This window comes from Emticicia sp. 21SJ11W-3, from assembly GCF_024138715.1.
In the GTDB taxonomy this organism is placed as follows: domain Bacteria; phylum Bacteroidota; class Bacteroidia; order Cytophagales; family Spirosomataceae; genus Emticicia; species Emticicia fluvialis.
This window is the reverse complement of the sequence record NZ_CP092074.1, coordinates 3,283,376-3,305,148: the sequence shown is the minus strand read 5'-3', so window position 1 is coordinate 3,305,148 and position 21,773 is coordinate 3,283,376. Positions and strand designations below refer to the sequence as shown.

The following is a 21,773-nucleotide window of genomic DNA, read 5'->3' as shown; positions in this document are numbered from 1 at the left end:
CGTTACTGAATGTTATATTAAAATGTAATTAGTTTGTTATACAATCATATTATCACCCCTGCCGTTTCACCATTTCGTTTATCCAGATGGGGGCGAAGGGGCTGGTGCAGCCTTTGGAAACGGGGTAATCGCGGTATATGCCCAGTTTTTCACCTAAAGCTAATGCCTGTTGCCTGTATTGAGGGTGATTGATGCCTATCTGTGCCAATGCCGAGTTCATGGTCCATTGTACAAATGGGTCGGCGGTGGGCATTTCGGTTTCTATTCTATTGAGCAGCCCGGGTATATCTATTCCTTCCGGCTCGCGGGTTATTCTGCCACTCGTCAGGCTCCAGCCATGGCGTGCCACAGTGGGTTCGGTTTCCTGCATCCACATTATACGTAGTTCTTCTTTGTGGGGGTGTAGTTTAATTATGTATGAATACAGCCAGTCGGCCAGTTGCGGAAACTTCTCCGAACGGGCGATTTTATCCAGCTCGTCAGCCGATAAATTCTTTGGCACCATTATCAAAGTTGCCAACAGTCTGGCTTCAATATTCCCCGTTGCCCATAGCTCCAAAGCCAGGGTGTGGTTGGTTTTTATCTTGTTAGCTATCTTTCTGATGTCGCCCATCATTACCCCAAACTGGTTGTCGTGCGCACCGTTTTTCTTGTTCATCTTCCACACCTTCTCGTTCGCGCGGGCTTTCAGGTCGGTCAATATCTCGTCAATGGTCATAGCTGAATAGTATTAATCCTTAAAAATATTCAATCTTTATCAATCTGCGTGTTTGTGACAACGTTTGTTGCAGGTTTTTTATTTATTCTCAGCTGTAATTTGCTGCGTATCAAATCTATGGTTTTCGGTTCGGTGCTGTTCCAGTATGCCACGTGCGACAAAAACGGTATTTTGTTCAGAGCTTTTGCCTCAGCAGCTATATAATGGTTTTCTACCCCATGCCCGAAGGTATCAATATTGCCACCCACAAAATCTTTGGCAAAGGTTATGTTTGTCCAGCGGGTAAGTGCAAAAGGCGCGGCATGGTGCAAGGCTGTTTTACGCGTCTGGTAGCTAAAGAAAGTAAATTTTTTACCTGTTTCAGGTGTTGGCGGGCAAGTGGGGTACTCGCGTTCTTCCTGCTTTTGTTGCAGGTCGGCGGGGCTGGAGGCCAGCAGCAGTTCGGCATGTGCCAGCGGGCTGCCCAGCGTAATGAAGTCTGATATACGCCATGAGCCAAGCGATTGATACTGGCTGGCCCAAAGCTCAAACTGCTTTTCGCGGTAGGCGTTCCGGTTGGTTTCTGTCGGGTCGGTATTCAGTTTATCTGCGGCGTCTTCAATGGCTTCCAGTTGGGTTTTTGTCAGTTTAAGTAACTCGTTTTGCCTGGTCCAGAGAAACTTGATTAGGTCGTAGGCAATAACTGAACCCAGGCTGTGGCCAACCAGAATGATGCGGTCATATTTGTTTACATAGCGTTTGGCGGGTTTCTCGTGGGCGGGGCTGTCGCCTGTTTTCTTGGGTGCAGGTACTTCAATTTTTGCCTCATGCAGCCGGGTAAGTAGTTCAATGCCTGTTTGCCTGATGTCCTGCCTTTGCTCAATATTGCCCGTGCGGGGCGTCATATACCTGACGGCATCGCCTAAAAAGTAAATCAGAAAAAAGCTGATAACCGCCCACAAAAGCGGAAGCAGCACTTTACTGATGGTGAGCAGCTTGGGTAACAGTGGCGAAACCGAAGTCAGCCAGGCATAGAGGCTGTTTTTCCAGTTCAGCTCAAAGGTTTTGTCGGCAAAGTAGGTTAGTGTAGCCAGTAATGCCAACACTATACCCGACCAGAAAAAAGAGTATATCCACCTGATGCGCGGCGGGATGTTTCGCCTGGGTCGCCACAGAATCTCTTTCATCCACCAGCCAATATCAGATAACTTCGTGCCGCTCATTTTATAGGCCCAGTAATACTCAAAGTAGTCGGTCTTGAAAGTTCTGGCGTGTTCGCTGGCCGTGAGGCGTCTCAGCTCAAAGGTTTCAGAGAGGGCATCGGGCTTGTTAAAAAACTTCCTTTTGGGTGGCTCATGGGCATCGGCATTGCCGGCAAGGGGTACCGGAGGGGCTATCGACTGCACAAAGTCGCGGAGGGTATCCATCGGTCTTTGTTCGCCAATGCCATGTATTACGATAATGGCCTGGCGTTGCACATCAAATTCGGGTTCTTTTTTGTCGGGCATGGTAGCAAAGGTTTTTACTAATGTACGATTGAAAACAGACCAGGTGCAAATGATTACTTTGGTTTTTATTATATGGCATCAGGCTGATGATCAGATATATAGCCGCGCATAAGAGGCCAAGGTCTGCATCGACTACATTTTTGAATATCAGCAGTTGATGCCCCTGCGCTATGAAAATGATTTTAAACCGATTTTTCTTGTTTTGCTATGGTTACTCTATTAGCTTTGGTATTTAAGGTTCTTCTAAATTATTCCTTTACAGGAAACTCAACCATTATAGAAACAATGAAAAAGAATGTTTTTTTGATGACGGCCCTGCTCGTGGCCGGGCTATTTGGGGTAGCCGTTGCGCAGAGCAATCCGTTCGGCAACACGGCCAGCGCCTACACTTTGCCTACTTTTACTAAAAATAATAAGGGTGAACCCGTTTTGTACTGGACCGAAAAAGATGCAGCCAATGTACTGAGCCTGTTCTTTGCGGTATCTAATGACGGCGGCAAAACCTTTGGCGACAAAAAACTGATTTTTGCCAGCCCACTCATGGGCAGCAGCCGCCTGATGCGCCCAAAATTGCTGTTTAAAAAAGATGGCAGCATGGCGGCGGTTTTCTCGTTCAGAAACGAGGTGGCGGCTCCGGCAGTTGCAGAAGGCGGCCATGCCAATCATGACAAACCTGCTGCCCCGGCGCCCAAACCCAAACGCGATTTGCAGATCAGATTCACGGTTTCTAAAGACAATGGCCAAAGCTGGACAGCCCCGGCATCGGTTGATTCGGACACGTCGCGTCTGACGCGTGGCTTTTTTGATGCCGTTGTGCTGGCTAATGATGAAATAGCCGTGGCTTACCTGAAAGATGTAAAAGGCAGCACCAAACATGAAGAACGCGACCTGCGCATGGTAATTACCAAAAACGGAGTGTTTCAGCCTGAAAAAGTGATTGACCCTGTGGTGTGCGACTGTTGCAACATCAGCCTTTTGGTTGATACCAAAGGTGTGCTGAATGTTTTTTATAGAGATAACAATGATGATATCCGCGATATTGCGCGCATGACCTCGGCCAACAATGGGTTGACATGGACAAAACCGGAGATTCTGCATGACGACAAATGGGAAATTAAAGGTTGCCCGCATTCAGGGGCTACTTCTGTGGCAACGGGAAATGGCGCATTGGTAACGTGGTTTTCAGGAGCCGCCGTGCAGGCTGGCGTGCGGCTGGCCACCACCGATGGCCATTTACTGAAGGTACTGAACGCCAACGCCAAAAACGGCACCGTAACTGCCGACGACAAGCAGGCCTTTTTTGTGTGGGAACAAACCACCGAAGGCGGTGCCAGCCGGATTTTATACAGCAAAGTGGCAGGCGGCAAAGCACAGGACGAACAAGTACTGCAAGGCTCTGACTACGGCCAGAACGCCACCACATTATTAGCCAACGGCAAGCTACTGATAGCCCACGAAGTAGCCAAACCCAACCAAAAAACCGCTTTAAGCGTGAAGGTGGTGGAGTGAGCTAATGAGCGAATTAGTGATTTAGTGAATTAGCGGGCGGCGTTCCGCTGAATTAGTGAATTAGCGGGCGGCGTTCCGCTGAATGAGCGGTTGGTAAATTAGCGACTGGCTTACTTGTGAATGAGTGGCTGGTGCGAACGACAGCCTTTGTCGAGACATTTTATATATTGAAAGCCAGCCTGGTGCTGGCTTTTTTTTGTTTTGGGGTTTGGATGCCTCCCTGGCCACAGCATCCCCTTGCCTGGCTTTGCGCTGGTGCGTACGGTGGTCTATGTCGGGGCATTTGATTCTTGTTAGTTTGGGGTGAAACTTGCAGGGCAGTAAAGCCGCCGTTTGATATGCCCAAAAACGGACGACGGATGTCCGATTTCGGACAGGTGGGGGATGGGTATTTTAAAATATCCAACAAATGTATATGAAATATTATTTGGTTTTAACTCCACTTAACCTTCCTCAACTGTGTGGAGGAAATTAGAAAGCGCCTTTCTATTGTTGTAGCGAGCTGTGTGTGATGAGGGTTTTGGGTGAGGGGTGTTTTGAAACCAAATATTATTCTGAATCCCCGCTTTAGTACTTGCAGTTGCTTTTGGTTTGGCACTGCATTTGTTTAACAAAATATAATGAAATAAAAAGTCGGGTGGCGTTGAAGGGAATGTGGGTTTGTAGGCCTGATTTGTTTAGCAAATACTAATGAAATAGTAAGATTATGGGAAGACCCTATTTAGGAGAATTTGAAGAGCTGGTTTTGCTTACCGTGGCGGTGCTTGAAGGCAGCGCTTACGGTGTAACCATAGCAGCAGAACTCAAAAAACGCACCGACCGGGTTATCAGTCTGAGCGGGGTTCATGTGGCTTTGTATAGGCTGGAAGAAAAGGGTTTTGTGCAGTCGGAGTTGGGTGGTGCTACCAACGAAAGAGGTGGCCGCCGGAAAAGATATTTCAGCATTACGGGCTTAGGTAAACGTACGCTCGACGAAATGCGAGACATGAGAAACGAACTCTGGAGCGCCATACCGAAGCTGTCGTTTAATTGAATGAGTGATTGAGCGGGCGGCGTTCCGCTGATTTAGTGAATGGTGAATGAGCGATTTAGTGAATTAGCGAATTAGTGATTTACTGATTTAGTGAATTAGCGGCCGCGTTGCGGTGAATGGTGTCTTGAACTTTGCCTCGAAGGCGTATAGTTTTAACTGATTGACCTGATTGTTATGATTTTTAGTTTTTTTAATGCTCATGACTATTTGATTATTAATTGCAATTAATCACTAATTCACCATTCACTAATTCACCATTCACCATTCACTAAATCACTAATTCACCATTCACTAAATCGCTCATTCACTAATTCACTCATTCACCATTCACTCAATATCTAAATGAAAGAACCTGAAAACATATCACCACCCAAGCTGGCAGATAAGCTGCTGAGGGTTCTGCTGCCTGATGAACTGGCAGAAGAACTGCAGGGCGATATGCACGAACAATTTGAGCTGATGGTAGAAGAAAAGGGTCTTTTTAAAGCCAGATGGCTGTATGTGTGGGAGGTGCTGCGGTTTTGCAGGCCGTATTTTCTGAAACGCCGGCTGATCCGGAAAACAAATGAGTATCAACAAGTTTCTATATTTTCAACAATTATGATAAGCAATTACTTTAAAATAGCGTGGAGGAATCTACGCAAGAACATGACCTTCGGGTCTATCAATCTGTTTGGTCTGGTTACGGGCCTTACCACCTGCCTGCTCATATTTTTATATGTGAGCGACGAACTGAGCTTTGACCAGTATCATACAAAGGCCGACAGAATTTACAGAATTGATAACGAATTGAAATTTAATGGCAACCATTATGATATGGCGGTGAGTTCTCCGGCTATGGGGCAAGTCTTTAAAGGGGCATTCCCCGAAATTGAAAACTACGTACGCCTGCGCTGGTTGGGTGACCTGATATTTAAAAAAGATGGTCAGATTCAGAACGTAAACCGGGTGGCTTTTGCCGATTCAACACTCTTTGAAATTTTTACTTTCAAGCAGCTGGCCGGTAATCTGAGCACGGCTCTGAATGAACCCAATGCCATTGTACTTACAAAAAAAATTGCGCTGAAGCTCTATAACAGCACCAATATAGTAGGGCAGAATTTTGTTTCAGACAATAAAATCTATAAGGTAACTGCTGTTATTGATGATATTCCTAAACAAACGCATTATAATTTTGATGCCTTTGTGCCTATGCAAAACGATGAGTGGAGCAGGAAAAACACCTGGCTGAGTCAGAATTACAACACGTATCTATTGCTTAGGAAAGATGCCAACGTGATGGCCTTAGAACGTAAGTTGTATAAAATGAACCACGAAAGACTGTCGCTGGAGCTAAAGGCAGTAATAAACCAGACCCTGGCTGATTTCTTGAAAGGTGGTGGGCTGGCCGATATCAGCCTGATGCCTGTAAGAGATATACATCTGAGATCGCATAAAGTAGCTGAGCTGGACGGCAACGGTAACCCCGAAAACGTGTACATTTTCTCGGTAATTGGTTTTCTGATTTTGCTGCTGGCCAGTTTCAATTATACCAACCTGTCTACAGCCGTGGCTGCCAGCCGGGCCAAAGAGGTGGGCATGCGCAAGGTAATGGGAAGCGGCAAACTGAGCATTGTGATGCAGTTCCTTACAGAATCGTTCGCTTTATCGTTCATTGCCCTGTTTATTTCTTATGCTTTGTTGTTTGTGCTATTGCCGTCTTTCAACGAGTTGGCGGGTAAATCTTTGGCCTATGCAGAGATACTTCAACCCGGTTTGTTACTATCGTCGTTGGCTTTGATGTTTGCTTTGTCTCTATTTTCGGGTGCCTATCCGGCCTTTTATATTTCTTCTTTTGTGCCGAGCCAGGTACTGAAAGGCAAAGTTGCCAATGGGTTCAGGTCGGGCTGGTTCCGTAATTCGCTGGTGGTGTTTCAGTTCAGTATCACTATTATTTTGCTGATAGGTACGATTGTGATTTACCGTCAGCTCGATTTCATCAAGCATAAAGACCTCGGTTTCAACCGCAATCAGGTGTTGATATTACATAATATGGGGTCATTTGGCGACAAAACAGAGAGCTTTAAAAAAGAATTACTGACCATAGCCGGGGTTGAGAAAGTGGCTCTCAGCGACTTCCTTCCGGTTAATAATTATCGATCCAACAACACATTCTTTAAAACAGCGACGGCTGATGTTAGTGGATCAGTTACTATGCAGAACTGGTGGGTTGATGAAGACTACCTCAGTACTTTGGGTATTAAGCTATTGAAAGGACGAAATTTCTCGAAAGAGTTTGGTACCGACTCATCAGCCATCATTCTGAATGAAATAGCGGCCAAAAAGTTTGGCGGGGAGTCTATACTTAATAAACAGATTTTCTATCTTAGTAATATTAATTCCGGAAAGGTAGGGTCTTATACGGTAATAGGAATCGTAAAGAATTTTAATTTCAGCAATCTGCGCGAAGAAATAACCCCACTGTCATTTATTTATTCCAAACAGGCTAATAGCCTTTCACTTAAGATTTCGTCGCAAGACCTACCCGGTGTAATCAGTCAGGTAGAATCAAAGTGGAAAGCGCGCGTACCAGAGCAGGCCATGAACTACAGCTTTATGGACGAAGACTTTAACCGCCAATATGACGTAGACAGAAAAACAGGTAAAATAGCAACGAGCTTTGCTTTGCTGGCTATTCTGATTGCGTCGCTGGGTCTGCTGGGGCTGGTGCTGTATGCGGTAGAATTGCGCACCAAAGAGATAGGCATCAGAAAGGTGCTGGGCGCAAGCATCAGAAGTGTGTACACCCTGCTTACCCGCGAGTTTATGGTACTGGTGGCGGTGGCCATGCTGGTGGCGTTTCCGGCGGGCTATTATCTGATGCACCGGTGGCTGCAGGATTTTGCCTATCACATAGACATTGAGTGGTGGGTTTTTGCAGTGGCTGGGGCATTTACCATTGGGGTTGCTTTGCTGACAGTGAGCTACCAGGCCATTAAAGCTGCCCTGATGAATCCGGTGAGGAGCCTGAAGAGCGAATGAGCGAATGGTGAATGAGTGAATGAGTGATTTAGTGAATTAGCGGGCGGCGTTCCGCGGAATGGCGAATGAGTGATTGAGCGAATTAGTGATTTAGTGATTAATTGTACATAATAATCAAATAGTCGTGAGCATTGAATAAAACTAAAAAACATAACAATCAGGTAAATCAGTTAAAATCGATACGCCATCGCGGCAAAGTTCAATACACCATTCACCGCAACGGCGGCCGCTAATTCACTAAATCGCTCATTCACCATTCACTAAATCGCTCATTCACCATTCACTAAATCACTCATTCGCTCAATCACTAATTCACCGCAACGGCGGCCGCTCATTCACTCAATATCTAAATGAAAGAACCCGTAAACATATCACCACCCAAGCTGGCAGATAAGCTGCTGAGGGTTCTGCTGCCGGATGAACTGGCCGAAGAACTTCAGGGCGATATGCACGAGCAGTTTGAGCTGATGGTAGAAGAAAAGGGTCTTTTTAAAGCCAGATGGCTGTATGTGTGGGAGGTGCTGCGGTTTTGCAGGCCGTATTTTCTGAAACGTAAATTATCTGCTAAGGCTGAATCTATGAAAGACTTTTACTTTTTAATCAATTCTGGTATGCTACAAAATTACCTGAAAATCGCTTTTCGTAACCTGTTGCGTGCCAAAGGTTATGTGTTTATTAACATTACTGGTCTGGCTGTGGGTATAGCTGCCAGTACACTTATTATTCTATGGATACAAAGCGAGTGGCAGTATGATCGTATTTATCGAAAAACCAGCCGTTTGTATCAGGTCTATAATAAAGATGTTTTTAATGGTGAACCCAATGTTTGGGATGCCACACCAAGACCATTGGCCCCTGCCCTGAAACAGAATTATGGAGAGGTTGAGGAGGCCATAAGGGTAAGACCGACGGATTTGCTGTTAAGCGCATATAACACCCGACTTAACGCTTCCGGCGCTTTTGTTGACCCTGCTTTTATAAAACTATTCGATTTCCAGCTGAAATCAGGCAATGCCCAAACGATGCTTAATGGCAACAATGGCATGGTGATTACCGAAACACTGGCAGAGAAATTGTTTGGTACCAGCATGGCCATTGGTAAGGTGGTGCAGATTCAGAATAAAGACCTTTTTACGGTAACAGGTGTGTTGGAAGACATACCCCATAACAGTAAGTTCAGCCAAGTATCTTACCTATTGCCTTACAATTACTTTGTAGCACTGGGCTGGGGTTCTGACGCCTGGGAGTCGAACAATGATTATACTTATGTATTGCTGAAAGAAAACACCGATGAGGCATCGATAAACCGAAAGATTAAAAAGTTGACCGCGAGGTATCTGACGGGCATTATTAAAGACCTGAATAATCGGGAAGTTTTTTTGCATCCGGCTGACAGGTGGCACCTGTATTCGAAGCAGGAAAACGGGCAGCTTGTAGATGGAGGAATAGTAACCGTGCGTTTGTTAGGGCTGATAGCTTTTTTTATTCTGCTGATAGCCGCTGTTAACTTCATTAACCTGAGTACCGCCCGTAGCGAGAAAAGAGCCAAAGAAGTGGGGGTAAGAAAAGTTGCCGGTGCACAAAAGGGCGCATTGATTTTACAGTTTATCGGCGAATCGTTGCTGCTAACTTTTTTGGCGGGCATCATCGCATTGCTTGTAGTACAGCTGGCGTTGCCATTTTTTAATGACCTGACAGGCAAAAGACTTGCCTTAAACTTTGCCTCGGGTAGTTTCTGGCTGGGTGCATTGGGTGTTTTAATGTTTACCGGTATACTGGCGGGGGCGTATCCGGCATTTGTGCTGGCAGGCTACCAGCCCTCAAAGGTGTTAAAAGGTGCGCTGAAATCTCAGAGAGCAGCTTTTACACCAAGAAAAATTCTGGTTGTAGTGCAGTTTACATTTGCCATTGTCCTTATTGTAGCCACGCTGATAATAAACAGGCAGATTGACCACGCGCAATCGAGGAATCAGGGTTATGACCAGAACAACCTGCTTTTTACCTATCTGTCTGGCGATATGCCCGGGCATTACACGGCCTTGAGGCAAGAACTGATGCAAAGCGGGGTGGCTGTTTCTATAAGCAAATCATTAGGGCCTCTTACAGAAATAAACACGCGCCAATGGGGGGTGGCATGGCCGGGTAGCACTCAGGCCGATAAGGATATTGAATTTGACAAGTTTGGAACAGACGCTAATTTTCTGAAAACCACCGGTACGCAGCTGCTGGCCGGGCGAGAGATTGATGTTAATAAATACAGCACCGATTCTACGGCCATTATGTTGAATGAAGCTGCCGTTAAAAAAATGAATCTCAGGAATCCGGTGGGTACAACTATCCGTATGCAACGGACCGACTGGCATGTGGTAGGGGTGGTGAAAGACTTCATTTTTGCCTCGCCCTATGACCCCATCAATCCGGTATTGATAGAGGGCCCCGGCGGCGCAATGGCTAAAAATTGGCTGAGCATAAGGCTCAACAACCGGCTTTCTATGCAAGAGAATCTGGAAATACTGGAACGCATATTTGCCAGATATAACCCGGCGTATCCATTTGAATACAGCTTTGCTGACCAGTCGTATCAGGCAAAATTTGCCGATGAACAACGCACCGGCGCACTTACGGGCTTGTTTACAGGGCTTACTATATTAATTGCTTGCCTGGGCTTATTTGGTCTGGCCGCTTATACGGCACAGCAACGTACAAAAGAAGTAGGCATACGAAAGGCGCTTGGCGCACCTGTAAGCAGCATTGTGCAACTGCTAACCAGAGATTTTATTCGTTTGCTGCTGGTTGCTTTTGCCATTGGCGCGCCCATAGGCTGGTTTGCGATGGAAAAATGGTTACAGGGCTTTAGTTATCGCATTGGCATAGGTGTAGGCGTGTTTATAGTTACGCTGGTGTCATCTATTATATTAGTACTTGTTTCAGTTGGTTTTCAGGCTGTGAAAGCAGCTTTGGTGAATCCGGTGAAGAGCTTGAAAAGCGAGTGAACGAATGAGCTGGCGGCGTTCCGCTGAATGAGTGAATTAGTGAATGAGTGAATTAGTGAATGAGTGAATTAGTGAGTGGCGTTCCGTTGGATTAGCTGGCTGGGGTTTTGTTCAATTTTTGGTTGGCTTTGGGTTTTTTGTGGGGTGTTTGAAAAGGGTTTATTCCTGATTGGAGGTTTAGCGGTTTAGCTATGCTGAAAGTTGAGAATAAACCCTGTTTTTTGCTATTTTGAGATATTATTAAATTATTTTATTAATTATGGGTTAAAAACCTGTTTTTTTTATAAAAATGTATTGTACTTCACCCTTATGTGCTTTTATTTGTATAAAAAGTTAAAATAAATTGTAATTAAAGCAAAAACCCCCTTTGTTTAGGGGCTTTTTTGTAGGTGGGGGTGGGGGTTTTCAATCCGGCTCGTTTACAAATGCTCTGGCGTAATCGTCGGCGTTTAAAACGGTGTCATACAAGCCAACATTTTCGCCGGCGTGTTTGTTGATGCCGGTGTATTCAAGAGAGGCATCTTCATAACGTTTGAATTTATAGACGGCGTCGTTCATGAGGGCAGAATTAAAAACGCCCAGGCTCACCAGTAACTCAAAGTCGCGTACGGTAAGGCCGGTTACTTTTTTAAACAGCGCCGGTTCCAGTTGGGTTATTACGTCTTTCAGGCTTCGTTCGCGGTAGTCGGTCAGGTACATAAAAACCGGCACCCGCGTGGCAAATTTTATGAGTTTCTCCTGAATCTTTTTCCGCTTGCTCTTAAACTCTTTTTCTTCGTCGGTCAGCTCCTTTTTTTCCTGTGGTGACAGTTCTCTGTCTGCCGATTCTTTCTTTGCTTTTTTTACGGCTTCCGACTTATTGATGATGGTTTCAATATCCTGATTCAGATTCCTGAAACCCTCTATGTTCATCAGCGCTCTCATGGCCTCTTCATTGGCCATCAGGCGGCTAAGGGTGCTGTTGTCTACATTTACCAGCAGGGCGCTTTCCCATCTGCGGGCCAGCAGGGTGGCGGTGGTGCCGCTCATGGCCATATCCAGTATGCCTGCTGCATCTATCTGTTTCATTGAGCTACCGTCATAAGCCAACACAGGCAGAAAATTGATAAATTCGGCCACTTTTGCTTCCGGATTAGTCTCATTGATATTCAGCCTGCAACTGTATTCGGCAATCTGCCTTAAAGCCCTGTCGGGGGCAAAGTCAAAAACGTAGCATTCTTCTTTCAGTATCTGCTGCTTATTGGGCGTAAGGGCATCGGGGTTGTGTATCACCCAGGGTGTTTGTACCCTGAACGCCGCCTGAAAATAGGTTTCGGGGCTGGATGAGTTACGGAGCATGAAAATGCCTGTCCAGGGTTTTACCGAAACCCCTGTGGTGAGTTTACCGCAGGAAAGCGTAATGGTTTTTGATTCCAGTGGGTTATCTGTCATGGCGTGTTGCACCGGCTCAAGGGCTTTTACCCCAATACCTGCCTGTGTGCCAGCGGCTACTACAATTTTGTAGTCCTGATAAAATTTATTTTGCCGTTGCTTCAGCAGGTTGTCCATAGCATGGCAGGCAGCTACCGACGGCAAGAACCAAAACGTATGGTTAAGTACTTTCAGCAATGGTGCATGAGAGAATGGCAAAGGGGGCTTTTGTGCGCCCATTTTCAGGTTATCTACAGTGGTTTCAGCAAACGAACCTCTGATCAGATCGAGCCATTTCTGCACTTCGTCTTCATATTTGAAGTGTGCTTTATGCCCTGTGCCTTCGGCAGAAAAGAAAACGTTGAGGTCGAACCCGTCAAACTCTCCCTGCATGGCTATCTGCCGAAGCGAGTCGGGCAGCTGGTAGGTAAGCATCACCATGCGGGGCAGGGCTGCGTACGGATTCATCCCGGGGTCATTCCAGTTTTCTTTGGCGCGTTGTTCGTCGGCATACGTCCAGTTAAAAATCTGCTCTTCAATAAATTCGCCTGAATTAATGGCCCTGAAAGGCGTGCCAGACAGGTACAGATAATGATGGGTGGTGATAGGCAATATTTTTTCGAAATGCTCAATTTTATCTTCTTCCTGAAAACCGTCTTTTTCCAGTTTTTTGAAATCCTCCAGCTCACGGGTGGCTTCGGTGTCTTTCCCGAACAGGTCGCGGGCGTTTTCGCGCCAGGCGCCAAAGTGGTATTCGTCAAACACCACGCAGTCCCAGTTGGTGGCGTGCACCCATTCGTTTCTGGGTTTTATGCGGCCGTCGGTGGTGGTGCCGAGGTAGTCCTGAAACGAGCCGAAGCAAACAACTGGCTGCTGGGGGTTGATGGCTGCGTTGTTTGTATCGAGGCTGTTTTTAGATATAAACTGCCAGCCTTTAAAGTCTAGGTGGTTTTCAAGGTCTTCTTTCCAGGCGTCTTCAACGGCTGGTTTAAAGGTAAGTACCAGTAGTTTTTGCCAGCCCATTTTTCTGGCCAGCTGGTAAGCGGCAAAGGTTTTGCCAAAACGCATTTTGGCGTTCCACAAAAAATGGGGGGTCGTATCCGGGTTTTCTGCTTTAAACTGGCTGAAATAGTTGATGGCTTTATCAACGGCGGCCTGTTGCTCGGGGCGCATGCCGAAATCAAGCACGCGGTTTTCTTCTGTTTTTTCGCCCGTTTTTATTTCATGTATTACCCGGCGTAAATCGTTTATGCTGCATTTAAACCATTCTCCCTCCGGGTTTTCAATGTTGTTTTTTCTTAACAGGCGGTGCACGTCGCGGTCGGTAAAAGAGCTGCCGTCGCGCCGCATAGCCGATTCCTCCAAAACAATTTTATACCTGATGGCGGCCGTGCCGAGCTGCTCTCTGATGCGGGTCTGGGCGTTGCGGTCGGTAAAGCCAATTTTCAGCCAGTTTTTGTGGGTTTCAACCCCCTCTAGCTCGTAGGCATAAATGGTGGGGTTGGCCACAGGCCGGGGAGGGAAAAAGTCTTTTTTAGTCATATTGAACATTAATTGGTCTAATTAATGTGTTAATAAAATTTATCTCTTCAGTTGTAATGTTATATCTTTTATAAAGTTCTGTATCAGTCCATTTTTTATTGAAGTCTTGCTGAGGTACTAAGGCGTAAGTTTTTTGAGTAACATGTTGTGATGGTTTTAGCAATAAAATTAGAAACCTTACAAAACTTGTACACATGTAAGTTGCAACATTTTTACATATTTTCTCATTAGCAAATGGGCCGACTACTAAATATGTCTCAGTTGAACAAGAACCAGGTTCGGAAATTAAAGGTTTACTTAAAATCAAATGAGGGTAAGAGTCATCACCTGGACTTGAATAGGGAACTATTACTTTCCATTCATTAATCCAATGTGTGTTTTTCACTACATCTTTCTTATTAATGTATCCAATACCTCCGTTCTGATAAAGCTTTATGGAGTTTTCAAATTTTTCTTTTGAACCTTTCACATAGGTTCTTAGTCCAAATGCTTTGTGGCTACTAACGAATTCAGAAAATGACTTTTCATTGTGTAATCTGATTTTTTTTAATATTTCAATTGCTTTATTATACCTAATGAAGACATCTGCGTTTTTTTCCAGTAAAGGTCTAGTTACAGGTTCACTTACTTCTCCTCCTTTGTGGGTAATAATTGTGCACTCACCATTATGTTCTTTATCCCACATGAAATAACAAACTCCACCTCTTATATTAATACCTGGAAAACAATCAGAGGTTTCTGGAAAGTCATGTAAAACTTTCATTCTTTTATCTTCTAACATTTCCTTTCTAAACTCATCTAATCCTTTGCCACCAGAATACCATCTGGCTGGTATAATCATAGTTAAATATCGAGGCTTTAGTTTTTTTGCTTGTTCAACAAATAATTGATAGATTGGCCCTGCGCTTTTTTGAGCACCCCCATCTGTCATTTGATACGGCGGGTTTCCTACAATTACATCAAATTTCATATTAAATATTTCTTCTGGTTGTTCGGTATGTATAAAAGGGTAAGCGTAGGTTTCAAGGGCGTCTTCGCGGTCATATACCTCCTGGCTTGCACCACAGTAAGTGCATTTGCCGTTTTGCCAGGTGTGTGGCATGCGGTTGTATAGAATATTGCCCTGCTCGTTGGTAAAGGTGTCGCAAACGGCATATCTGCCATTGGCTAACTTGGCGCAATACACGCTGCGGCGGCTCAGCAATGCCGTCAGCTCGGTAATGGCTATGCCATACAGCTGTTTACTAAAAACATGGTTAATACGCGCCTGCCTGTCTGGTATGGTATCTGCCAGCCCGGCTATCAGGCGTTTGGCAATTTCGCGCAAAAAAACGCCACTTTTGCTTACAGGGTCCAGAAACTTCGCTTCGGGGTTTTTCCAAAGGTCGTTAGGTAGCAGGTCCAGCATGTTGTTTACCAGCGCAGGCGGGGTAAATACCTCGTCGTTACTCAGGTTGGCCAGGCAACTGAGCACGTCCGGGTTGTAGTTAATCGGGGTTGTCATCTTCACCAAGCTTTAAAAAATGTATGAGCGGGTAGTCTTTCACCGGTTCGTCAATAGCAGCCGGTTGCCCCTCATCATTAAACAATGAAAACTGATGTGTTTTTTGCACCAGAAAACGAAAAACGTAGTCGCGGCGTTTCAACAACGAGCCGTTTACAGGGCTCCATTCCGAAAACACAATGGGCTCTTTGGTAAGCGGATTTGTGAAATCGAGGGCGTCGCCCCAGAGTATGTTTCTATGTAACAAGAACCGTATGCTGCGGCGGGACTCTTCTTTGCCTTTGGCGCCGAATAGGGCTGTATAGCGCTGGTCGAAAATGCCATACAGGCGTTCGCGGCATTCCTGCGCGTTGTCTTCCAGAATATCCACCCCATAGATGCTCGACACCGCAATAATGGCGTAGCGTTCCCACTCTGTCTGGCTTTTGCCATAGCGTGCATCAACCACATTCAGTTTGCGCCGTAGTACCTCAGCCAGAAAATTTCCGTTACCGCAGGCAGGTTCTAAAAAGCGCGACTCTATTCTGTCGGTTTCGTTGCTTACCATATCCAGCATGGCGTTTACTTCCCTTTCGTTAGTAAATACCTCGCCGTGGTCAGTTACTCTCTTTTTTGATTTTACCTGTTTTTCTATCTTTCTTTCAGTTTTTTCTTCCGGCATTTTACAGATTTATATTTTCAATCCGGAAATTTAAGTTTTTCTGATGAGCTAATGAAATTTAATGTTCATTTTAAGGCACATAAGGCCAAAGCAGCTTGCACCAGCCTTCAGATAGCCCATGAAGATAAAAAAAATAGGTTATAAGTTTGCAATTTTTAGCAACAAATGCTGATTTTTAGCCTGGTATTTACAAAATAAGCCTGTTTGGCATTCATTCATAAGTTCCATGCCCTCGCTCCCCGACATACGTAACCTCTATATGCCTGTGCAGCCTACTGTGCGGCAGTCGGCGGATCATGTGGTTTATCAGGAGTGGGCGCCGCATGAGCGGCTGCTGCCCTTTGTGTATTGCTACTGGGAGCTGAAAACGGTGCAACCGCTGCAAGATGCGTTTGTGTATAGGGTGGTGGCCGATGGCTGTATTGATATTTACTTTGAAATAAACAACCCTGCCGATGCCTACGTAATGGGTTTTTGCAGGCAGTTTACTGAGTTTCCGCTGGGTAATGTGTTTCATTATGTGGGTATCAGGTTTTTGCCTGCGCAATTTCCGCAGTTGTTTGGGGTGGATGCCGCCGGGCTAAGCAACCGCTACCTGCCGCTGGCTGATGTGCTGCCGCAGATGGCTGGTTTGATGGCTGCTTTACCGCCTGGCATAGCTGGCATGGATACCCTGCGCCACCAGCTTGATGCTTACCTGCTGCGGCATCTGGCGCAAATTGTGCCTGATTTTGATAACCGGCTGTATGGCGCCATTGGGCTTATTCTGCAAAATTGCGGTGTGCTGAATGTTGAAAAAGACCTGGATACGGGTATAAGCGTCAGGCAATTGCGGCGGCTTTTTGAATTTTATGTGGGCGACACCCCCAAGACCTTCGCCCGGGTGGTGCGTTTTCAGCATATTCTGCGGGCCAGGCCTTCTTCTCAAAGCCTACATAAAAACCCGTTGTTTTTTGATACGGGGTACTACGACCAGGCGCATTTCATAAAAGAATTCAGGAATTTCTACGGGGTTACACCCAGCCGGGCTTTCGGCCGCTGATGATGTCCGTTTTTTACAAGGATGGCTTTTGCCGTCTGCCGAACTTTGTGGGGTAATCAATCAGCTTAAACATGAAACGTATCTTTATTTTTGTGTGGCTGCAGGCATTGCTGAACCCTGCCGTTGCGCAAAACCAAACTAACAAACACATGAAACTGAATGCAGGCATTATTACCCGGAAGCTGGCCGAAACCAAGGCTTTTTATACGCGGAATCTGGGCTTTGGGGTTACGTTTGAAAACGAATTTTATCTGCTGATGCACACACCGGGGCAGGAGGCCGAAATCAGTTTTCTGCTGCCTAACCACCCCAGTCAGCAGCCGCTTTTTCAGACGCCTTTTAACGGGCAGGGCATGTACCTGACCCTTGAGGTGGCCGACGTTGACCGCGTGTACCAAGAGATGAAGAAAAAGGGGGTGGCTATCAGTGTCGACCTGAGAGATGAACCCTGGGGCGACCGCCACTTTGCCATTGTTGACCCCAACGGCATTGGCATTGATATCGTAACGTATTCGCCGAGATAGGGCAGGGTAAATGTACGGTTGGTCAGATTAGCCAGGCTCTTTTTTATTTGCGCGTTTAGGCGTGTCAATGTTTTGGTTTTTTTTTATTTTGCGCCCTGAAACAAAACTTTGTGGCTAAAATGAAAACAATTTTGGTGTGCTTTATTTTTTTATTAGGTTCGGCAGTTGTTTTTGGGCAGCCGAATGACGTACCGACTGACTGGCAGGCTGGGGATGTATGGACTTACGAATTAAAAAAGCGTGAGGCTACCAGATGGCAGGAACGAGATGAAAAGAGCCTGATTGTTTTTGAGCTGAAAATAACAGGCCGCAAGCCCGGCAAGGCCGGGAGCTACGAAGCTGAATGGCGGTATTTGTCTATTAATACCCTGCCTGACGAAAACAAATATGACAGTTGCCTGAACCTTGTAAGGAAATTTTTATTGCATACGCCCCTGCGGCTTAGTTTCAGTAAAGATGGTGGGTTTGAAGGATGGACAGACCTGCCCGGCCTCAGGAATGCACTGTTGGCCACCCAAGGGTTGAGTAACCATCAGAAACGGAGCGACGACTGCTTTTATATGCAGGATTTTATACGTAAGTCGCAGGGCGATTCGTCAGATTTTTTGTCTGGTTATGTACCTGAGGTTAAACAGTTTTTTAAGTCTTTAATGTTATTAAAAGCAGACTCTCACCTGACCCGCGATACCGTTACAGTAATGGAAAACGAGCTGGCTGGTAGGATGGAGATACCCAAAACAATAAACAGAGCGGTGCGCACCTCAGCAGCGGGCTATGAGGTTAGCCTTAATACTGCGCTTTCGCCTGCTGCTTTCAAGCAATTCAAAACGGCCGGTTTTGAAAAAGCCTGGATTGAGATGGGTTTGCCGGTAGAATCTATGGCTACAGCCAAAGCGCGGCTGGAGGCATTTCAACCACAAAGAAAAGAGACCATGCTGGCTGTTTTTGAAAAGCCAAACGGAGTAATGAAGCGATTTGTGTATCAGTATGATGAGTACGTATCGCCCATGGAAGATGACCTGCTGGTTTATGAATTTGTGCGTAAATAATACTGCCAGCCCCCACACTTTATACTGTTTGCCGGTTTTGAGCATAATTGTCTCGTTTACCCCTCATTTTGGCGTTTTTGCACCGTTGCCGGGCACATAAGCCGGGGTATCTTTGCAGGTGTAAACGGATGGCCAATTTACCACGCCAACCATAAGTAAGACCAAACCCTACATGAAAAACATAAGCCGCGCCGAATTTATTGCCATGATGGCCTGCATTGAGTTGCTTACGGCTTTGGCCATTGATATTATGCTACCCACTTTTGCCGATGTACGCAGGCATTTTGGCCTAAGCAGTGTGTCGGCGGCTACGGCGCGGCTGGTTACTTTCTTTTTTATGGGACAGGTCTGCCAGTTGATTTTTGGGCCGATGGCTGATAAATACGGCCGCATACCCGTTATGCGCACAGGTTTTGTGTTGTTTATAAGCGCTTGTGTGGGTGGCGCGCTGGCTCCTGATATTATCTGGCTGTCGGCGGCGCGGTTTGTGATGGGCGTGGGGTCTTCGGCTATGTTTGTAAGCGTGCTGGCCTGCGTGCGCGACCGGTTTTCGGGCAACGAAATGGCTCGTACGATGTCGCTGATACTGACTATTTTTCTGATTGCCCCGGTGCTGGCTCCGCTGCTGGGGGCAGCTATTCTGTCGGTTTCTAACTGGCAGGTGGTGTTTCTTACGCCTGCTGCTTTTGCGGTGGTGTTTTTTGTGTGGTCGTTGCGTTTGCCTGAGTCGGCACCAGCAGAAGGGCGGCAAACAACCGATGTGCTGGCTTTGGTGAAATCGTTCCGCGCTGTTTTCAGCAACCGGCAGTTTGTGCGTTACACCGCCATTACTACGGTATTATTTGCGGCTTTCAGCTCTTATGTAGGTAGTTCTGAACGCATTATCGGCACTATTTATGGCCAGCCGCAATGGTTTGTGTATATATTTGGCAGTATTGGTTTTTGTATGAGCCTGTTTACGTTTATGAATGCCAGGCTGGTTGCAAAATTCGGCGCCAGGCGCACCCTGCGTATGTTGTTGCTGGTATATGTGGCCGGGGCCCTGGTTCTGTTGGCGCTTACGCTTGGTTGGCAGGCACCAGTGCCGCTGTTTGTGCTGTTTGGTATTATTGGTTTGTTGCAGAGTGTCAACGTAGCCATTGAACCCAACAGCAGTTCGCTGGCGCTGGAGCCAATGGGCGACAAAGCAGGCATGGCCGCCTCTATTTACGGCACGTCTTATCTGGTTATCGGGGCGTTTCTGGGGTCTGTTATCGACAGCCTTCTGGTAAATTCAACCACCCCGCTGGCCATTGCCTACTGCATAGACGGCTGCCTGGCTTTGGGCTTGTTTTTGTGGGGGAGGGGGGCGAAATCAACTAATGCCTAGTTCCTGAAATAAAAGATACATCTGAGATATACTGGTGCTTGATAAATCTAATCCGGTTTGGTCATAGCGTTCTGCATTTGTAATTGCATTGCCTAAGTTTGGCTTTAACTTAAGGTAAATATCATTGTTGTTTTGTGTGAAGTATTTCTGAGACTTTTTATAATCAGCAAGATATTTTTTAAGTTGCGTTCCTGCTTTATCGCAATTATCGAAGTATTTATTAGTGCTTTCAAAATGAAGTAAAAACCAAAACTCAAGGCATGGGTTGTTCACTATTATTTTAACTTTACTTTGTTCTGGTTTAAACTCCTTTTTATATGCTTCAAATTGCTGCAATGCGGTTTTATTGACAGGATTCGTATGTTGTCTGGTTTCAAGCAAAATGGCATCTAAATCAATAATCCAGAAAACTTTATCGTAACTTTTGGAAAGGTCACAGACCATTTCATATTGTTGAGATAAGCTTTTCTTTTGTTGCAGTTCCGGTTTGATAGATACCCTTATTGAACGCTCGTTTCTTTTCAGCATATTTACATACCAAGCTTCGCATTCACCATCTCCAACAACAGCATAAGTTGGGTTGGATGAAGAAATTTTTCTTGTTTTTCTCATGGATTAAGTTCAATATAATAGTCACCTAAATTTGGGGTTCCACCCAGTTTGCCACTTTTATAGGCATTTAATATGTTTTTGTTATTCCTTGTTATAGAGCTGTCGAAATCCGCCAGAGAATATAAAATAGTAGCTGCGTTTTCGTCCTTATCTGCTATCCAGATGGCATCATCTCTGAACAAATCGCGATTATCCAGAATCTCGCGATTATGCGTGGTAGCAATTATCTGAGAATTTTTAGCATTGATAAGAAACGAAATAATAAAGTGCTGAAAAAGCTCAGGATGCAATGAACTCTCTAACTCATCTATGGGAAAAGCCATCGAGTCTTTTATGAGCATAGCCAGTATGCCTGAAAACTCATAATATCTTTTGGTGCCTTCTGATTCAAGTTCAAATGGTAACTGATATTTATCAGATTTAATAGAATGTTCAATTATTAATTCATCAGACTTAATTAAACCTTTGGATTTTAATTCAATTAATTTTTCTTTAGTAAATCTATCATCTTTTTCGAGTAATTCGAGGAGTTTTTCAGTAATATCCCTTTCTTCAATAATTACATTTGAGATATTAAAGTCTGCTTTTTGAAGAATGTTAACTACATCATTTTTCGAGATGAATGAGTTCTTGATTTGATTATTAATAAATTGTTTTAAACTAGTTCTTGTTGTTATCAGAGGTTTTGGATATTCCCTAAACCACGTAGTTACCTCTTTTAATTCTTTTACTTCAATATTGGTTTTTAAAAAGCCGCCTAAAACAGTGTTGTTCCAGAGCGTATTGCCTTCCAGCACTTTTTCAGAGGTTGTGTCGATTTTAATTTTTCCACCAAAATCAATTTTAGAAAATTGATTTACTTCATCAGTAGTTCTGGTAAATACCTTCGCTTTATTCGGGTTGTAGAAATAGAGTTCTTCCTTCACAATTGCTTTTTTTGTGAACTCTACCTCATAAAAGTATTTTATCTGATTCTGGATGAAATTGATTGAAAGCACCGAGTTTTGTTTCGGCGTTTCAGGGTCAAATAAAAAAGGATTGTATTCTAATTCATCCGTTTTTTTCTTTTCGGGGTCAAGTACTAACTTTCTCAAAAACTCAAGGGCTTTGAGTATAGTAGTTTTGCCGGAAGCATTTGCCCCGTATATCAAGGCCATTTTCAAAAGCCGTAAACCATTGCCTGCATCAATGATATAATGGTCTTCCAGATGAGTTGATTTATCCGCTTCAAAAGAAAGCGTTTGTTCTTCCTTTACCGGGCCAAAATTCTTTATGCTAAAATCAATAATCATTGTTATA

15 protein-coding genes are annotated in these 21,773 nt (G+C 45.1%); 8 read left to right on the top strand and 7 right to left on the bottom strand.

What is annotated here, in order from left to right; translation table 11 throughout:
* Positions 1–52 precede the first annotated feature (52 nt).
* Positions 53–718 (bottom strand): DNA alkylation repair protein, encoded by a 666-nt coding sequence (locus MB380_RS14025; RefSeq protein ID WP_253524574.1) that lies wholly within the window; start codon positions 716–718, stop codon positions 53–55.
* A gap of 29 nt (positions 719–747) precedes the next feature.
* Positions 748–2,205 (bottom strand): hypothetical protein, encoded by a 1,458-nt coding sequence (locus MB380_RS14020; RefSeq protein WP_253524571.1) that lies wholly within the window; start codon positions 2,203–2,205, stop codon positions 748–750.
* 285 nt (positions 2,206–2,490) lie between these two features.
* On the opposite strand from MB380_RS14020, the gene MB380_RS14015 reads away from it, so the two are divergent.
* The 4 genes from MB380_RS14015 to MB380_RS14000 all read left to right on the top strand — a co-directional run bounded on the left by MB380_RS14015 (position 2,491) and on the right by MB380_RS14000 (position 10,761).
* Complete coding sequence (locus MB380_RS14015) at positions 2,491–3,714, top strand: sialidase family protein (protein WP_253524567.1); 1,224 nt, start codon at positions 2,491–2,493, stop codon at positions 3,712–3,714.
* A 706-nt stretch (positions 3,715–4,420) separates the two neighbouring features.
* The gene (locus tag MB380_RS14010) at positions 4,421–4,747 is read left to right on the top strand and encodes a PadR family transcriptional regulator (protein WP_253524564.1); all 327 of its coding nucleotides are present in this window, start codon (positions 4,421–4,423) and stop codon (positions 4,745–4,747) included.
* Positions 4,748–5,089: 342 nt separating this feature from the next.
* Positions 5,090–7,768, top strand: coding sequence for an FtsX-like permease family protein (locus MB380_RS14005; protein WP_253524561.1), 2,679 nt, complete (start codon positions 5,090–5,092; stop codon positions 7,766–7,768).
* 350 nt (positions 7,769–8,118) lie between these two features.
* A complete protein-coding gene (locus tag MB380_RS14000) occupies positions 8,119–10,761 on the top strand; it encodes an ABC transporter permease (protein WP_253524558.1) in 2,643 nt (880 codons plus the stop codon).
* A 405-nt stretch (positions 10,762–11,166) separates the two neighbouring features.
* On the opposite strand, the gene MB380_RS13995 is transcribed toward MB380_RS14000, so the two are convergent.
* The 3 genes from MB380_RS13995 to MB380_RS13985 form a co-directional block, all read right to left on the bottom strand.
* Positions 11,167–13,713 carry a GIY-YIG nuclease family protein gene (locus tag MB380_RS13995; protein WP_253524555.1) on the bottom strand — a complete coding sequence of 849 codons (2,547 nt, stop codon included), beginning with the start codon at positions 13,711–13,713 and terminating at the stop codon, positions 11,167–11,169.
* The gene (locus tag MB380_RS13990; protein ID WP_253524552.1) at positions 13,706–15,121 is read right to left on the bottom strand and encodes an Eco57I restriction-modification methylase domain-containing protein; all 1,416 of its coding nucleotides are present in this window, start codon (positions 15,119–15,121) and stop codon (positions 13,706–13,708) included. The genes MB380_RS13995 and MB380_RS13990 overlap by 8 nt, the downstream gene beginning before the upstream one ends.
* A 79-nt stretch (positions 15,122–15,200) precedes the next feature.
* Positions 15,201–15,878, bottom strand: coding sequence for an SAM-dependent DNA methyltransferase (locus MB380_RS13985; RefSeq protein ID WP_253524549.1), 678 nt, complete (start codon positions 15,876–15,878; stop codon positions 15,201–15,203).
* A 226-nt stretch (positions 15,879–16,104) separates the two neighbouring features.
* On the opposite strand from MB380_RS13985, the gene MB380_RS13980 reads away from it, so the two are divergent.
* From MB380_RS13980 to MB380_RS13965, 4 genes are all read left to right on the top strand, one after another.
* Positions 16,105–16,920, top strand: coding sequence for a helix-turn-helix domain-containing protein (locus MB380_RS13980; RefSeq protein WP_253524546.1), 816 nt, complete (start codon positions 16,105–16,107; stop codon positions 16,918–16,920).
* 71 nt (positions 16,921–16,991) lie between these two features.
* Entirely contained in the window at positions 16,992–17,444 is a 453-nt protein-coding gene (locus MB380_RS13975; RefSeq protein ID WP_253524543.1) for a VOC family protein, read from the top strand.
* A gap of 119 nt (positions 17,445–17,563) precedes the next feature.
* Positions 17,564–18,493: a hypothetical protein gene (locus MB380_RS13970; protein WP_253524540.1), complete on the top strand. Its 930-nt coding sequence runs from the start codon at positions 17,564–17,566 to the stop codon at positions 18,491–18,493.
* Between the two features lie 172 nt (positions 18,494–18,665).
* Positions 18,666–19,862, top strand: coding sequence for a multidrug effflux MFS transporter (locus tag MB380_RS13965; RefSeq protein ID WP_253524523.1), 1,197 nt, complete (start codon positions 18,666–18,668; stop codon positions 19,860–19,862).
* Here the strand turns inward: MB380_RS13965 and MB380_RS13960 are convergent.
* Both MB380_RS13960 and MB380_RS13955 read right to left on the bottom strand, forming a co-directional pair.
* Entirely contained in the window at positions 19,848–20,474 is a 627-nt protein-coding gene (locus MB380_RS13960) for an RloB family protein (protein ID WP_253524519.1), read from the bottom strand. The two genes, MB380_RS13965 and MB380_RS13960, sit on opposite strands and share 15 nt — an antisense overlap.
* Positions 20,471–21,766: an ATP/GTP-binding protein gene (locus MB380_RS13955; RefSeq protein ID WP_253524517.1), complete on the bottom strand. Its 1,296-nt coding sequence runs from the start codon at positions 21,764–21,766 to the stop codon at positions 20,471–20,473. The genes MB380_RS13960 and MB380_RS13955 overlap by 4 nt, the downstream gene beginning before the upstream one ends.
* Positions 21,767–21,773 lie beyond the last annotated feature (7 nt).